Annotated in this window: 12 protein-coding genes and 3 pseudogenes; 8 read left to right on the top strand and 7 right to left on the bottom strand. The window is 53.7% G+C overall.

Features of this window, described 5'->3' with window-relative positions:
• Positions 1-14 precede the first annotated feature (14 nt).
• Entirely contained in the window at positions 15-530 is a 516-nt protein-coding gene (locus tag AC0V60_RS15130) for a toxin-activating lysine-acyltransferase (RefSeq protein ID WP_486179253.1), read from the top strand.
• A 618-nt stretch (positions 531-1148) separates the two neighbouring features.
• On the opposite strand, the gene AC0V60_RS15125 is transcribed toward AC0V60_RS15130, so the two are convergent.
• Positions 1149-1903 (bottom strand): IS5 family transposase gene (locus AC0V60_RS15125; protein ID WP_486179252.1). Its coding sequence is split into 2 segments (ribosomal slippage): positions 1149-1585 and positions 1585-1903, totalling 756 coding nucleotides; the frame shifts between segments, so codons are not numbered across the junction.
• Positions 1904-2284: 381 nt separating this feature from the next.
• Here AC0V60_RS15125 and AC0V60_RS15120 point away from each other — a divergent pair.
• Positions 2285-2530, top strand: coding sequence for a hypothetical protein (locus AC0V60_RS15120; RefSeq protein ID WP_486179251.1), 246 nt, complete (start codon positions 2285-2287; stop codon positions 2528-2530).
• A gap of 620 nt (positions 2531-3150) precedes the next feature.
• On the opposite strand, the gene AC0V60_RS15115 is transcribed toward AC0V60_RS15120, so the two are convergent.
• Both AC0V60_RS15115 and AC0V60_RS15110 read right to left on the bottom strand, forming a co-directional pair.
• Entirely contained in the window at positions 3151-3720 is a 570-nt protein-coding gene (locus AC0V60_RS15115) for a hypothetical protein (protein ID WP_486179250.1), read from the bottom strand.
• A gap of 383 nt (positions 3721-4103) precedes the next feature.
• Positions 4104-4861, bottom strand: a pseudogene (locus AC0V60_RS15110) (IS5 family transposase).
• Between the two features lie 448 nt (positions 4862-5309).
• Here AC0V60_RS15110 and radC point away from each other — a divergent pair.
• From radC to AC0V60_RS15095, 3 genes and pseudogenes are all read left to right on the top strand, one after another.
• On the top strand, positions 5310-6080 hold the full coding sequence (radC, locus tag AC0V60_RS15105; RefSeq protein ID WP_486179249.1) for a RadC family protein: 771 nt from the start codon (positions 5310-5312) through the stop codon (positions 6078-6080).
• A gap of 84 nt (positions 6081-6164) precedes the next feature.
• A protein-coding gene (locus AC0V60_RS15100) for an IS5 family transposase (protein ID WP_486179515.1) occupies positions 6165-6931 on the top strand; the annotation gives its coding sequence in 2 pieces (ribosomal slippage) (positions 6165-6486 and positions 6486-6931; 768 coding nt in all).
• A 22-nt stretch (positions 6932-6953) separates the two neighbouring features.
• Positions 6954-7847 (top strand): annotated as a pseudogene (locus tag AC0V60_RS15095) (IS5 family transposase).
• A 259-nt stretch (positions 7848-8106) separates the two neighbouring features.
• On the opposite strand, the gene AC0V60_RS15090 reads toward AC0V60_RS15095, so the two are convergent.
• The 4 genes and pseudogenes from AC0V60_RS15090 to AC0V60_RS15075 form a co-directional block, all read right to left on the bottom strand.
• Entirely contained in the window at positions 8107-8448 is a 342-nt protein-coding gene (locus tag AC0V60_RS15090; protein WP_486179248.1) for a helix-turn-helix domain-containing protein, read from the bottom strand.
• Between the two features lie 28 nt (positions 8449-8476).
• On the bottom strand, positions 8477-9553 hold the full coding sequence (locus AC0V60_RS15085) for a MarR family transcriptional regulator (RefSeq protein WP_486179247.1): 1077 nt from the start codon (positions 9551-9553) through the stop codon (positions 8477-8479).
• 143 nt (positions 9554-9696) lie between these two features.
• Positions 9697-10943, bottom strand: a pseudogene (locus AC0V60_RS15080) (IS3 family transposase).
• A 613-nt stretch (positions 10944-11556) separates the two neighbouring features.
• The gene (locus AC0V60_RS15075; RefSeq protein WP_486179246.1) at positions 11557-12786 is read right to left on the bottom strand and encodes a tyrosine-type recombinase/integrase; all 1230 of its coding nucleotides are present in this window, start codon (positions 12784-12786) and stop codon (positions 11557-11559) included.
• Positions 12787-13352: 566 nt separating this feature from the next.
• On the opposite strand from AC0V60_RS15075, the gene AC0V60_RS15070 reads away from it, so the two are divergent.
• From AC0V60_RS15070 to AC0V60_RS15060, 3 genes are read left to right on the top strand one after another with little or no spacing between them, the layout of a single operon-like run.
• On the top strand, positions 13353-13649 hold the full coding sequence (locus AC0V60_RS15070) for an acyl-CoA dehydrogenase family protein (protein ID WP_486179245.1): 297 nt from the start codon (positions 13353-13355) through the stop codon (positions 13647-13649).
• Complete coding sequence (locus AC0V60_RS15065; RefSeq protein WP_486179244.1) at positions 13646-14467, top strand: acyl-CoA dehydrogenase family protein; 822 nt, start codon at positions 13646-13648, stop codon at positions 14465-14467. Before AC0V60_RS15070 ends, AC0V60_RS15065 begins: the two co-directional genes overlap by 4 nt.
• A 31-nt stretch (positions 14468-14498) precedes the next feature.
• Entirely contained in the window at positions 14499-15692 is a 1194-nt protein-coding gene (locus tag AC0V60_RS15060; protein ID WP_486179243.1) for an acyl-CoA dehydrogenase family protein, read from the top strand.
• The last annotated feature ends 56 nt before the right edge of the window (positions 15693-15748 follow it).

The following is a 15748-nucleotide window of genomic DNA, read 5'->3' as shown; positions in this document are numbered from 1 at the left end:
AATGGCTAGGAAACTTGAAGAATTATGACGGCCGTAACTCCACCACTGTTTCTCATATTCTAGGTGAGATGGCCTGGCTGATGACCCAGTCAGCCATTCACAGAGCATTACCAATAGATGCACTTGAATGGCTATGCATGCCGGCATTGCTGAAGCAGCAGTACTATATCATCCGAGACAACGAAAAGCCCATCGGTTTAGCTCTTTGGGCCAAATGCAATGAGCAGGCTGCAGTAAGACTTGACCAAGGGATGTTAGAACCACGCAATCGGTTGACAGTCGAGGAATGGGATTGCGGGGATCAAATATGGTTCGCCGATTTAGTCGCGCCATTTGCAAACGAGCAAAACAAGCATCGGGAAATTATGATCGCCGATTTGGTTTCAGGGCCTCTTCGTGACCAAGCTTTCAGTTTTCATCAAACCGATCCGGTGACGGGTGAGCGATCAGTTCAAAAGGTGGAGGCAAATGCGTATCAATTGCTTCAAGCTGCCGCCAAGGCGATGAGCGCAAACAATGGCAAACCTTAGGAGTACTAATCATGTGGAAGAGGATTACGCTCACAATGATCGCGCTTTCCTCCGCGCTCGGATGTAGTTCTAATGGTCTAGGCATCGCACGGCAGGACCTCCCCGCAGCATTTGCTCCGATATATGATCGGGCGGAAGCCGGAAAAAAAGGCTCAAATGGAACTAGGTATCGCATTTGTCGAAGGCAAGCTCGTTGATCGGGATTGCAAAAAGGCAAGGCGTTTACTGAAGCTTGCAGCGAAGGACTTGGGAGGAACGATTTGGGTCTATTCTCCACCCGTAGGCGGCGAAACAACTGGGAGGTTTATCCCAATTGACAGAGGTCCAAACAAGCCGGGAATTAAGTCAGCTCAAGATTTGCTGTCTGACTCTGGTTTTTGCACTCTTTCTCCCTAGAGATCGCGTGCAGGATGGCATTGCGAACGAGTAGACTGAAGTCGTTTAAGATCATCGTTTTCTGTTTGAGCAATCTTCCGTGCCTTTCTTAGGCCTGCTTTATGGCGCCTCAAGCTAGCCGCCTAAAACAAACCAACAAGACGAGACAAACGCTCCGCTAATCTAAGCTGCAACCTGTGCTAAATGTTCTGACGACGGACACCTAGGGTCAGGACTCATTGGTCACAACCAGTAGCAGACGGTTGCGGCGATGGAGATGGCGGACATGAATGTGTGTGCGCATCGGTCGTAACGGGTTGCGACACGTCGCCAGTCCTTGATGCGGGCGAAGAGGTTCTCGATCTTGTGGCGCTGGCGATAGAGGTCCTTGTCGTAGTGATGCTGGATCTTGCGATGCCTGAGGGGCGGGATGCAGGCGGTGATGCCGCGTTCGGCCAGAGCGGCGCGAAAAGCATCGCTGTCATAGCCCTTGTCGCCGAGCAGCACCTTGGCGCGCGACAGGCTGTCAAGCAGCAGGACCGCGCCCTTGTGGTCACTCATCTGACCTTCGGTGAGGAGCAGGATGATCGGTCTGCCCAGCCCATCGCAAACGGCATGAAGCTTGGAGTTCAACCCGCCCTTGGCGCGCCCGATACGTCGGGGAAGAGCCCCCCTTTTAATAGACTGACCGCGGTGCGGTGGGCTTTGAGATGGGTGGCGTCGATCATGACGTGCTCGGGCTCTCCCGCCCGGTCTGCCAGCTCCGCGAAGATGCGATTGAACACGCCCATTTTGCTCCAGCGGATAAAGCGGTTGTAGATCGTCTTGAGCGGACCGTAGCCAACCGGTGCATCGCGCCACATCAGTCCGTGCTTGATGACGTAGATGATGCCTGACACGATACGCCGGTCATCGACCCGGGGAATACCATGCGACAGCGGGACAAATGGCTCGATCCGGCGCATCTGCACCTTGCTCAGCAAAAACGGTACATCCATCGACAGCGCCTCCTCGATACTGCCCTTGAATCAGCCAATCACGCCCTTGGCAAACGATTTAATAGGTCCTGAGTCTAGTCAAAAAGCTAGAGAGACTGATTCATCGTCATTGAACGAATCAAAAAACCTCCAAATTGGTTCTATCCCATCGATTAACACAAGTTAATCGTGATAATTAAATATTTGATTTAAAGAGAATAAAGCTCCTAATCTCAACTTTTTCAGTAACGAAGAGGTTGAATAAACAGGGGGTAGAAGTTTTCTTAAGTACACATTCGCCTCCCCGAGACTTCATAAACAATTCCACAGGTTGAGAGCTCTCGGATTTAGCCAAGCGTAGTAGTGATCTGCCTGTTGGCAAAGTACGATATGGGGGCAAATATGAAGATGATTTCGCGGGTCATTAGCAATGTGTTTAACGAAGACACGGGCGAAACCAACTCAACGATTTCTAAAGCGGTGTCGGAATTGGAGTCAATAGCAACTCGGTTACGAGCGACCGTACGAGATCGGCCTGAAGCGCGATTGACCGCGCAGGGCCGTGAAGTCACGCTCGCCTGCATAGAAGCATACGGCTTGGCTTTGTCAGGATCATCGCGTGTCTGCACTACCTCGGTGATTGATTAAAAGTGTTCTCGAGCTTGCTCCAATAGCGTCGCACCTGGCACTCTAGCAACGGTGCCTCTCGGCCCCGATTCATGTCACGAATACTCAGTTCGAAGTAATGTAAGTCAAGACACCCCAAAGAGACCAGCCAACAGAAACGAGCCAAGCAATCAGTAACGCCCCAAATTCGAGCTTCAACGAATCTTGTCTACGCATTTCGAGACTTCACCCGTTGCAAGCGCAGCCTTTAGGCTTGGTGCAGTTTCGATCCCGAGCAATGCAGCTATCGCCGCAGGCCTTTCCCTTTTTGCAAACCTTGCAGCACGCCTCGGCTGCGTAAGCAGTGCCACACATTGGGCCTGCTGCCGGAAGAAGTGTCGTAGCCGAAAGCGCCAATGACGTTAGTAACAGCTTCATTTAGTCGTCCCTTCCCGTTTAGACTACGCAAGTATCTAACTTGAAGGGAGAACTTGGCCACTTAAGAAAATCTATAGGCTATCGATTTCATACAGAAAGCATAGTGTTTGGAGTGAGCTTACTTCGGCACAGTCAAATGCTATCTGGACGTAAGAGGAGCCCCGCCAGAATGAACTGACAGGGCTCTCGCGGTGCGTTTCGCGCGGATCGAAACAGAGGTTTGGTTAGTCAACCGTTACGCTAATATCTTCGGCCAAGCGTGCCTCAACGACTTGGTCGGCAAGCATGACCGCTGACTTGCCTGTGATGATGCCCGATACAAGAAGCGCTGCCGCTGTGTTGCCACGGCCCTCCTGACGGTGCTTGCCAGTGAGCCCGTAGGTCTGGCCTTCGAGCTCCATACTCGTAAATGTGATTTCAAACTTGGCCGACTTGCCAAAGATTCCCTTACCTGTTCGCCATGTCACTGTGCCAACTACAGGAGTGTTGAGAGGGACAATAGTGACGCCATCCCGGCGCACTTCCTCGGCAACCCGAAAGTCTCTGGTTGTGCCTTCCCGCATCTTCTTAGAAGAAATCTCTTCAACAGGGGCCACACGGATAAGCGTGTCTGTTGGAAGGATAACGGACTTTGGTTCAGCCAATTCAACTACAGTATCGGCTGGCGTGTTTGCGCCGATCTCAGTTACTTCAGTACTAGCGTCAACAGACTCGACTGGAGGTTCGCTTTCGTCCTGTGCCATCGCAATTGTCGGGCAAAGGCAGATTGCGATTGCGGTAGTTAATTTCTTCATTCTTGGTTGCTCCCCTTTACTAGCCTCTTGCTTGTATGCGAGCGAAACAATTGATCAAGGAGGATTGCGAGTTTATCGACTGTTCATCTGGGCACAGTTCTAACAATCCCCTGCGACGTGCCCGCTATTAAACCAGCGGTGTTGTCAGAGTAACGAGACTTGACTGACTGCGTTCGCCACTCCCCCTTTGCCGGTCTGATTTGGGCAAAAGTCTACAAGTTCTCGAGATCGACTAATGAAAGGTGCAAGGCTGACAGCAACTCGGAATTAGCAGGTACCCACCGCCCAACCGAAAGATCTTCTTTGCAGAACGTCCCCGTAAGCGCGATATCGACGGTGATTTGACATTATGCAGCGCGGTTGATGCACCGCAGCTTTGTTGGCTAGGCGGCGTGGACAAATTTGAGCCAGTATCTGGCTGATGCGATGTGGACCATGGAGAGGAAGCTTTCTGCGAGTTGGTCGTATCGGGTTGCGATGGCGCGGTTGATTTTCAGAAGACCGAAGAAGCGCTCAATCTGGTTGCGTTTCTTGTAGAGTGACCGGTCATATTCGATCCTCACCCGGCGGTTTGAACGTCCCGGAATAACGGCTTCGATGTTCCTCTTGGCAAGATCGGCCCGGATGGCATCGGCATCGTATCCCTTGTCGGCCAAGAACGCCTGCGGCACTCGCTCTGGCAGGGCGATCAGCGTGTCATAGGCCTTGCAATCCGCCGCTTCGCCGACTGTCAGGTGGAAGGCGAGTGGCCGTCCTCGTCGATCAGCCAGACAGTGAAGTTTACTGGTGAACCCGCCCCGCGAGCGGCCAAGAGCTCTTCGACGAGTCCCCCTTTTCCGCCCGCTGCCGAAACATGGGCGCGAACCGTGGTGCTATCGATGCTGTAGTGGCCGCTGTCTGCCATGATCTCGGCCAGCGTGACGGACACGGCCTCCCAGACCCCGGCCTCACTCCACCGCCTGAACCGCCGATAGATCGTGTTCCAATTGCCGTACTTGGGCGGGACATCGCGCCAGGGCGTGCCACAGCGAAGCCGCCAAAGCATGCCGTTGATGATGGAGCGGTTATGTTCAGGTCGTCTGCCACGCCCACGGTTCGATGCCTCAATCGGAAGCAAATCCCTCAAAACACGCCATTCCACCTCTGTCAGATCGCCTCGGCTCAAGCCTGCCTCCAAAAGGCAGCCTTGAATCAATCAGCCAGCGCTACGTCAACCAATTTGTCCACGCCGCCTACACAGCCAGGGCGGCTGCGCAGTTGATAATGCAAGTCTCCATTTCCTTGAGGTCGCGGTCGATATTGAGGTGAGTGTGTACTTTCGGATGAACGGTTGCGAGCTTCTAGGGTGATTTTATCATTGATTATCCGCGCGGCAGACTGTTTGGACCGACCTCGGGGTAGATCCATTAGTTCAATCATCGCGGTCTGAAACGTAGAGATAATGTGGGATAAAGAGATTTTAATGGCAGAAACTTAAAGGGCTAGTGGTATCCTAGACCGCTGCGTTTAACCCAATCTGAAGAAAGAATGATATAGAGTCGTGCGCTCTTGAAGTATCTTATCTAAGGCAAGTAAATAAGGATGAAACGGTGCGATCCTCTACCAACGTGACATCTAGAGGGCAGCAAAATGAAAGTGAGCTTCGCGGGGATCAAGCCCGACTGATTGTAGAGGAATCTCTTCATTCCGGCGCCGATACTTTAAAAAGACGGTCTCTACTGCGCCAGAAGATTCTCGGTAAACAGTCAGACATGCTGTCCGATGGCGAGATTTTAGAGTATCTACTTTCTGCTGGGGCAATGGCAGGAGATACTCGGTCTATGGCTTCAGACCTCCTCGACAAGTTCGGGACGCTCTCTCGCGTCCTTTCCGCCGACGGCGAAGCGCTGGAAAGTGTTAGAGGCATCGGCCCAGTTTGTATCGCGTCTTTGAGAATCGCGAAAATTGCTGCGTCTCGTTTTGACGGTAGCTTAACCACGGCACGGCCTGTTCTATCCACTTGGCAAGACCTCTTAGACTATCTTTCGAGCGATATGGCTCACTTGGCAGCCGAAAGACTGAGAATATTATTCCTGGACCGGAGGGGCCGTTTGATAGAGGATTTTCACGCATCTGAGGGGTTGACATCTGTGGCCTCGGTAGACCTGCGACAAATCGCTCGCAAGGCAATAGAAGTAGAGGCGGCTGGCCTGATCTTAATTCACAATCATCCGGGCGGAAGTCCTCATCCAAGCACCGAGGATATTCGTGTAACCAACAAGATATCGGAAGCTTGTAGGATCATAGGGATTGAGCTGCATGATCACATCATTATCTGCAAAAACGAGCATACTAGCTTCCGCAAGAATGGACTAATCTAGGCCCTGTTGACAAACTGGATTCACAAGCGCGGCGAGATGTGATTCAAGATAGCTTTTGCGGAGGTTATCTTGGCGCGGTTGCTGATGGAGGATGCCGAGTGGGCGTTCTTTGAACCCTTTTTGATGGCGGTGCGTGGGCAAGGCGGTCGGCCTGCCTCGAACCATCGGCTTGTTCTCGATGGGATATTCTGGATTGCCCGCACGGGTGCTGCCTGGCGCGATTTGCCTGAAGAGTTCGGCAAGTGGTCGAGCGTCTATCGCCAGTTCCGTCGATGGACCTTGGCTGGGCTGTGGGAGCTGGTGCTCGATGCCCTCAACGATAGCGGCGCAGCGCCAGACAGCGTCCAGATGATCGACAGCACCGTGATCCGCGCGCACCATTTGGCAGCGGGCGCAAAAGGGGGACTCAAAGACAGGGTTTTGGCCGTTCAAAAGGTGGCTTCACGTCCAAAATCCACCTCATTACCAACGCTCACGGCCTCCCTGTCCGGGCGGAAGTGACCGGCGGTGAAGTCTCCGACTTCAAGGGCTTCGACGTTTTGGTCGATGATGATCTGCCAACCGCGCGCGTGTTCTTGGCCGACCGGGGCTATGACAGCGACCACATCCGCAACACGATCAACGAGCGCGGCGGAACAGCCGTGATCCCGGCCAAGACCAATCGCAAAGAACCCATCCCGCACGACACCGTCACTTACGCCCTCAGAAACCGCATCGAGAGATGCTTCGCCAAGCTCAAATGCTCTCGCCGCCTCGCAACCCGATACGACAAAACATCAGCAAGCTATCTCGGCTTCATACACATCGCCGCTGCGCGCCTCTGGACCAATCAGTTTGTCAACAGGGCCTAGTTTTCTTTCGATCTAGGTCCTGTTGACAAAAGCGCGTTTGGGATTCCCAAGCGGGTCATTCATTGATTCAAGGCTGCCTTTTGCGAGGGCGGTTATTGCGCGCGGTGATTTGACGGAGGAAGAGTGGGCGCTGATTGGTCCGCTGTTGCCACCTGAGCGGGGTCGCTGGGCGCGACCGGCAGAGGATAACAGACGCTTTCTCAATGGCATGCTGTACGTGCTGCGCGTCGGTTGCCCGTGGCGCGATATGCATGAGCGCTATGGCAAGTGGAACTCTGTTTATGTCCGCTTCCGGCGATGGGCTGAGCAAGGCGTATGGGATGCTCTATTGCAAACACTGGTCGATCTGGGGCTAACCGACGACTGGCAGCACATGATCGACAGCACCAGTGTCCGGGGTCACTCACAGGCTGCGGGCGCTAAAGGGGGACCTATTAGGAAGCTCTTGATCGATCACGGCGTGGACGACGGGTGATCCGGGGGATCACCCTAAAGGAGACGCGGTTTTACGAGCAAAATCCACGCCCGATGTGACAATCAAGGAATGCCTCTTGGCTTCCTCTTAAGCGGCGGTGAAGCTTCGGATCATACGGCTGCTGAGCCGCTAATGGCCTTACCCATCCCAACACCCAAGGCGCTCTTGGCGGATAAGGGCTATGATAGTGACAGGTTCCGTGAAAGCCTGTTGATGCACGGTATCCTGCCGATCATCCCGCCTAAGGCTAACCGCAAAGTGCCAGAACATCCCGACTATCGCCGCTATCGTGACCGCAATCGCGTCGAACGAATGTTCAACAAACTCAAACAATCACGCCGGATCGCCACTCGCTACGACAAGACTGCACTATCCTTTGAAAGCTTCCTCAACCTCGCCAGCGCTCGCCTATGGATAAAAGCTTATGTCAATAGGGACTAGGAGGCCTCTGATGAAATATCAGCTATGGCTAACGCCTTTGATTAAGTTTAATGAAAGCGAAGGCGGATACCGATTATTTGGCTGCAGACCCGTACAAGATTATAAGGGTTTGTTAGTTCAATGGGAGGCTTAGCGATGAACCAAATCCACCCAAGTGACCTATGGTGGAAGCCTGAGTTTGGTTTGAGAAAGGAAGGACAATTGGCTTTACCCGGATGACACCCAAACGCACCATACGACAACAAGCAGCATGGAGCTTCTAGACCTTCAAATAGTAACCCAAGGCGCTGTGGCTCGCTAACAAACTAGCCAATCCAAACTTGGCGAGTTTCCCTCTGATCCCGGCAACGTGCGCCGAGACGCTGTTTAAACGATCCTCGCCAGAAATTGGCCAAGCAGTTTCAACGATCTGCTCTTTCGAAAAGGCGGTTCCAGGATGCGTTGAGAGAAACCAAAGTAGCTCGAATTCTACATTGCTAAGACAAAGCCTTTCGTTTGCAACACTCCCGTCCCAAACCAGAAAATCCAACATTACATCCCCCACAGCTAAGAACCGGGGGACATAGTTATGAAATCCATTGAGATCGTCGAATTGTTCCAATTCTGATGACCTTGTCGTCACTCGCATGCTAGCCTCGATTGTCGATCAAGTCATGTTGCAATAACACCATCTTCGAAAATTCACTAAAGTACGAACATAGCCCTTCGAAAGATGTTTGACTCAAGTTAATAAATGTACGTCTTCCATCCGCTGGATCGGCATCCCGCTCGAAAATTCCATTTTGGACCATCTCCTTGACCCAGCGAAGCGCAGTCGTCGCGGGCACTTGTGCAGCAATGCATAAGCTCGTCACTGAAACTTTTCGGCCTTCGCCGTGCGCTAAGGCAAGGTCTAGAAGCATGTCCCATGCGGGATCGGAAAAGAGCTCAGCATCGAAGAATTTTGTTCGAGCTTTGCGGGCGGAGATGGCTAGTCGCACTACTCCCGGAATTGGTATCTCACAAGGTCCATGGTCGTTCGAACGCTGCTCTCCCTCGACGTTCTGCGTATTATACGAACGCTCTTCATTTCTTCGGAATGAGTTTTGAGACTTTTGAGCGGACAGATCTTCTAGTTTGCTCGCAATGCTCTCCACCTGACGCGACAGGTAAAGTAATGCTAGGCGATCTTGCGCCGTAATTTCACGAACACAATCTTCCGTCAGATTGGCCATAGTCCTTCCAACAGCTATTATCCTCTCCGATCGGCTTGGCGTGACAAGGATTTGCGATTCTGGAAGTCCGACAAGAGAGAAAACATTATCAAGAGCCTCAAGGTCTGTTGAAACAATCAAATGCCCACCTTGGCGCTCAAGGCGCTGATCAATGAGACTTAATGCACCGAGCGACCGATCATCAGCTCGCAAACACTCGACGATGACCATATCACCAAGATCACGATCCGCTTCATTTATGAAGCTTGAAAGCTGTCCGCCATCCTTGACCCTAAACCCAGCACTTTGGAGGTCTGCTTGTATTTGAGCTCGTGTACGAAAGTCGTCAGCAACGACCGTAACAGTAGTCGGAAGACCAACCGTGTTTGTCGCAGGTCCCGGGAAACTCGCCATCGAAGCGGAAAATGCCGGGTCGACGAGTGGAGCAATAACATCATCCGGATCAAGTCTGTTAAAGCCGGAACCTCTTGGGCCCTCGTTATCTTTTTTCATCAATTCGCCCCTGCTTTGCTAAAAACTGTTAACGGTCAAGCAAAGGTTTTGACAATTAAGATATTGAAATCGAGTTCTCGATTTGGCTGGCCTGAGCTTGAACTTCGCGTGATCTTGGACGTCGTGCCCTCACAAATGGAAGCTCATGACCTGCCGCATCGGGGTGATCCACCGGTTAAGTTAGAGTTCCGGCGGTTATGGTCGCCCTGCTGGGGGGCCTGAAGCGTAGCGTAAGGCAGTCCAGCAGGGCGAGGCAAGATCGTTTGCGGTGCGGGCGGCTGGTAGCCGAGCGATGAGTGGGGTCGAACAGTGTTGTAATGGATGCGCCAGCGCTCGATCAGGATGACCGCTTTCTTGAGGCTGTAGAAGATTTCGCCGTTGAGAAGCTCATCTCTAAGCTTGCCTTTGAAGCTTTCGTTGTAGCCATTCTCCCGTGGTGATCCCGGCTCGATGTAGAGCGTCTTTACACCGATCCTGCCAAGCCAGTCGCGCAGGGCGTGTGCGGTAAACTCCGCACCATTGTCGCTGCGGATGTGATCGGGCGGACCGCGGCGCTGGAACAGCTCAGTGAGGACAGCCAGAACATCATCGCTCTTCAGCTTGCGTTGGATATGGATCGCCAAGCACTGCCTGAAGTGCTCGTCGATCACTGTGAGCATGCGGAATGCCTTGCCATCATGCGTGCGGTCCATGACGGATTCGGAGCGAAGCGGAGAAGGGCAAGCGCAGCGCGCCCAACTCATAGCTCCAGACGTGACCGGGATATTGCGGCCTAAGTCATACACATGACCCCTCGTTAAACCAAAGCCGCCCGCGCTTGGGCTGCTTCTGCGGCACCTTGAGCCCTTCACGGCGCCATATGCGCTCGGCCCGCTTGGCGTTCACCAACCAACCTTCATTGCGCAGCAACGCCGTGATCCGGCGATAGCCGTACCGGCCATATTGCTGAGCCAGCCGGACGATCGCAGTTGTCAACAGCTTCTCATCGACCGGAGGCGTTGGCAGCTTGCGCTGGGTCGAACGGTGCTGACCAACGACCCGGCAAGCCCGGCGCTGGGATACGCCCAGCACTTCCTGCACGTGGTCGATGGCCAGCCGTCGTCGTAAAGGGCTCAGTACTTTCCCTCGGCAACCTCCTTCAGGGTCAGAGCGTCCAGCGTCAGATCAGACACCGCCTTCCTGAGCCGCTGGTTCTCCTTCTCAAGGTCCTTCAACCGTCTCGCCTGACTGACCTTTAGCCGCCGTACTCACGCCGCCAGCGGTAGTCGCTCTGCTCCGACACGCCGAGCGACCGGCAGATCGCACCAACCTTCTCTCCTTGCGACAGCCGAACCTCGGTCTCACGCAGCATCCCGATAACCTGTTCTGGTGTGTATCTCTTCCGTGCCATCCATCAGCTCCTTTCAAGCCGTAAATAACCGAAATCCTAACTCTCAATGTGACTCACTTCTTTGGGGACAGGTCAATTTTGACCAAACCGCAAGGTAAGCGGCTGTCAAAAGCTAGCTGACCAGAACATGATGATGGTCCACAACGGCACCATCAGAAGACCCATTATCACTGCATCAATTGCCAGAAACACTGGTGGTGACTTTCCGAGCGCCGACCTCACATAAGTGGGGTCGCGCGGCGTAGCTATGCGCACCAAAACGCGTCCATGTGTTGGACACCCTCAGCCACCAGTCGGTAAATGCGTCCTGTTTAGATTTACTTTCAATTGCGACGATATGGCTTGGGACGCAAAGCTGACTTCTGCTCAACTTAAGATCCTGGCACGATCAAAAAGATCGCCCCCTTATCACCCCAGTATATCAGATAGTTGCGTGAAGTAGCGGGCCTATTTGCAGACCTCATGCAAGAGTAGCTCAAAAATGCTTATATAATACAGATGTTTATTGCCCATGATGTGAGTCCTCTTCTGATCAAATCCACCTCTTTCAGCTCACGGTGCCAATCTGATCAACTTCCTTTTGCAATTCGGTCGTCGCTTTGTGAATCCCAGTTCAAAAGCCGAGTTGTTTGATCCGTGCGCCGATCCTCTGCATCAGGTCAGCGTGTTCATCGAAGTATCTCGACTTGTTATACCCTGCGACCAACTGTCCCCCGATATTCGTATGACCTAGCATGGCTGAGATCACATGCGGTGCGGCACCAAGATTGCCGGCCATGGTAGCTGCCGTGCGACGCAATGCGTGCGCTGACCAGTCGGTTACCCCCGATTTCTTAGTATTCGCAAGCAACCAGCGTGACCAGTTGATCAATGTTCCGCCGTTACTCGTGACGAATATTTGATCCGCCAGTTTGATTTCAGTCGGGCGGTCAAGGATCGCGAGCCGCTGCTGCTCGCTGCGCATAACATCTTGAAGTAACTTAAGTGCTTGGTCTGACAAGGGCACAGCCATTGCCTGTCTTGGCTTGGCTTTGCGCTGGGCTCGTGCTCGTGTGTCCTTCCGTTCCTCTCCAGGGATTTTCCAGATCCTGGCTTTGAAATCTATCTGGTCCCAGGTTGCGTTAACCGCTTCACTGCGCCTAGCGGCGGTGAGAAGTAGGAACAGGCAGCAGTGTCCATAAGGATCGTCGAACGTAGGCAACAGCTTGCGCAGTTCTTCTTCATCGAGAACCCGTTGTCTGGGAGGCCCGACTACGGGCTTCTCAATGCTGAATGGGCCACGCATCAACTCTCGCTTACTGGCCCATTTGACCACCGGGCTCAGGTAGGCAACAGCACGAGAAGCGGTAATTTTCGCCTTGTGGGCGTCCACCGCTAACTGCAAATCAACTGCACGAATATCGATCGCGGGACGCTTGAGCATGGACTTGAAGAATGATTTCAGGTGCTTTTGTTGAACCTTCGCTGTTTTGAGGCCAGCGCCATTGCCGATCGTGAAATAGGCATCAATCATCGAGCCAAACGTGCCTACTCCCTCAACGGCTGAAAGTGCCTTCAGACGCGCGGCCCTTTTCTCCTCGGTTGGATCCGCACCTTCGGAAATCTGACGCCTTAAGTCCTGTGCTTTGATACGAGCATGGCTAAGGCTCAGGTTTGTTCCAACGTTGAAACGGCGCATGACACCGTTTGCTCTCATAGCGAGCGACCAGCTCTTCGAACCTGTAGGCATAACTCTCAACCGCAGGCCGGGAACTGCACCATCGACAAGTTCAATCGTGCGCTTCGGATGCGGCTTGGTCCGCAAAATCTGGACAGCAGTAAGCGGGGCGACGCGTTTAGCCATGGCAAAATCAGGAGCTCAAAAAAGGATTCATACAGGATTCACTGTATGCGCGATTTGGTGGAACAAGTCAAGAACAGTTGGGAGCTAAGATTCAATAGTTCATATTGATTAACAAGGCTTTGAAGGAAATTCTGGGTACATTGGGGACGAACTGAAACCCCCTGACCAGAAACTTTTAATCAGTAGGTCGCTGGTTCGAACCCAGCAGGGCTCACCATATTTCTCGATAGCTTAGTGTCAGCGCGTTACGGGACCGCCTTTCCGTGTGAGCAGGCTGTGAACGCGGTGCTCTTGGTATACGCTCATACCCACACCATTCCCTCCATATTAGGCCTCGTGCTTTGCGGACGGCTGGATAACGCACGCCTTCTTCTGCGCTTTGAGTTCTCATCAACGCCGCCGTCGCAGCGCTGGCGCCGGTTCAGGCTGAGCTAGTCGCAGGTGAGGACGCGAAAGAGGGCGTACAATCGTTCGCGGAGCGGCAAACGGCGCAGTTCAAGGGAATTTTGGCTGGCCCTACTCATAACAATATGATCTAGCGGGAGTGCAAGAGAGGTATTCGCAACATGAATTTCGATTTTTCTGACGACCAAAAATTCCTGCGCGATGAAGTGCGGAAATTTCTGAGCGCGCAGTGCACGACTAAGGAAGTGCGCGAGGTGCTGGATGATGATGCCATGACCCACCATGCTGGTGTCTGGCAGAAAGTCGTTGAGATGGGCTGGCTGGGCGCGGCCATTCCTGAAGAGTATGGCGGCCTTGGCCTTGGCATGCTGGAGTTGTGCGTGATCGCAGAAGAATTGGGCCGCGCGCTCGCGCCCGTGCCATTCGGATCAAGCGCATTTTCTTCGCCGAAGCGTTGAAGCTTTGCGGATCGCAAGAGCAAAAGGCGGCGTTGCTGCCCGGTGTCGCGGATGGTTCTGTTGTCGGCACTATCGCGGCTTCAGAAGGTCCCGGTGCTGTAACGCCCGCACGCATCAACGCATCTTTCAAAGACGACAAAGTCACCGGCACCAAAATCCCTGTGACCGACGGCGATATCGCAACTCATGCGGTTGTTCTGGTGCAAGAGGGATCGGGGCAATCGCTGGTCGTTGTAGAGCTCGATGGCGCTGGCATTACCCGCAGCTCGCTCGGCACGATTGAGCCAACGCGCAGTCATGCAGAGATAGTCTTCGACGGTGCAGCCGCAGAACGGATGGGAAAGGCCGGACAAGGTTTGGCGCTGTATGAGCAAGTGCTCAACCGGGCGGCCGTCCTGCTTGCGTTTGAACAATTGGGCGGCGCCTCCGTCTGCCTCGAAATGGCCAATGCCTATGCGAAAGAACGTGTTGCCTTTGGCCGCCCGATTGGCGGCAATCAGGCGATCAAGCACAAGCTCGCTGATATGTATGTGAAGAACGAAGTGGCGCGCTCCAACTGCTATTACGGTGCTTGGGCGCTTTCAACGGACGCGGCGGAATTGCCCGAAGCCGCTGCTGCTGCAAGGGTTGCTGCATCTGAGGCCTATTGGTTTGCGTCCAAGGAAAACATTCAGACACACGGCGGGATGGGCTTTACCTGGGAGGCGGATTGCCATTTGCATTTGCGGCGTGCCAAACTGCTTGGCGTGCAAGCGGGCAACCCGGCGGTTTGGAAAGAGAAGCTGGTGACAGCGCTCGAACGCAAGAATGCCGGCTAAGGCTAAAATTTTAAGAGAAGAGATCAAACTCATGGACTTTAAAGATAGCCCAGAAGAAGCAGAATTCCGCGCCGAGGCAAACGCGTTCCTTTCCAAGCATTTGGAGCCAAAGAACGCGGACAGCAACCCGCGTGATCGCGGCGGCGAGTTTCTGAAGCGCGCTAAGGCATGGCAGAAAATCAAGGCCGAGGGCGGCTTTGCCCAGATCACTTGGCCAAAGGAAATCGGCGGGCGCGGCGGATCGCCTATGCAGCAGGTCATCTGGAACCAGGAAGAAACCAAATTCGACGCGCCAACATCGCCGTTCGCTATTGGCCTTGGCATGTGTGTGCCAACGGTCATCGCTTTTGGCAGTGACGAACACAAGAAGCGCTACGTCCAGCCCGCCTTGGTGGGCGAGGAAATCTGGTGCCAGCTGTTCTCAGAACCTGCGGCGGGTTCCGATGTTGCGGGCCTGAAGACCAAAGCCGAGAAAGACGGTGATGAGTGGGTGATCAACGGCCAGAAAGTCTGGACCACGGGCGCGCAGTTTTCCGACTATGGCATTCTTCTGACGCGGACTGATCCCGATGTGCCAAAACACAAGGGTCTGACCATGTTTATCGTGGACATGAAACAGCCAGGCGTCGAGGTCCGCCCAATCCATCAGGCATCAGGCGGCAGTGAGTTCAACGAGGTGTATTTCACCGATGTGCGCATCCCCGACACCGACCGTTTGGGCGATCCCGGCATGGGCTGGAAAGTTGCTCTGGTGACGCTCATGAATGAGCGGCTTGCAGTCGGCGGTTCGCCGGGTCCTGATTGGAAAGAGATCATGGATTATGCGCGCGGATCAGGCACTTTATCCGACAGCGCCTTCCGCCAGAAACTGGCCGATTGGTATGTCGCAGCGCAGGGCTACAAGCTGACCAAATTCCGCACGCAGACCGCGCTTTCTAAAGGTGAGACACCGGGCCCGGAGAACAGCATTGGCAAGATCATCACGGCCAATCATTTGCAGGATATCACCAACAGCGCGATCGAGATGCAAGACCATTTCGGGCTGATTACGGACAAGGATAAGGCTCCCGCCGATGCGGTGTTCCAGCAGAGTTTCATGTACGCACCGGGTCTGCGCATTGCAGGCGGGACTGATGAAATCCTCAAGAACATCATCGCTGAACGCGTTCTAGGCCTGCCCCAAGATGTGCGCGTCGATAAGGCGAAGGCGTTCTCCGAACTTTAGCGGTGCGCTGCGCGAAATGGTGTGTTGGTGCTTTTGTGTGCCATCGGCGCTGGGAC

It is taken from the genome of Erythrobacter sp. S259, assembly GCF_057364965.1.
Note: the sequence above shows the minus strand (reverse complement) of the source record. Positions and strands in the feature narration are given on the sequence as shown.

Excerpts from the sequence above, each read along its gene's own strand:
- AC0V60_RS15085 (WP_486179247.1), bottom strand. The coding sequence starts at position 9,553 with ATGAAAAAAGATAACGAGGGCCCAAGAGGTTCCGGCTTTAACAGACTT.
- AC0V60_RS15070 (WP_486179245.1), top strand. The coding sequence starts at position 13,353 with ATGAATTTCGATTTTTCTGACGACCAAAAATTCCTGCGCGATGAAGTG.
- AC0V60_RS15115 (WP_486179250.1), bottom strand. The coding sequence starts at position 3,720 with ATGAAGAAATTAACTACCGCAATCGCAATCTGCCTTTGCCCGACAATT.
- AC0V60_RS15120 (WP_486179251.1), top strand. The coding sequence starts at position 2,285 with ATGAAGATGATTTCGCGGGTCATTAGCAATGTGTTTAACGAAGACACG.
- AC0V60_RS15060 (WP_486179243.1), top strand. The coding sequence starts at position 14,499 with ATGGACTTTAAAGATAGCCCAGAAGAAGCAGAATTCCGCGCCGAGGCA.
- AC0V60_RS15075 (WP_486179246.1), bottom strand. The coding sequence starts at position 12,786 with ATGGCTAAACGCGTCGCCCCGCTTACTGCTGTCCAGATTTTGCGGACC.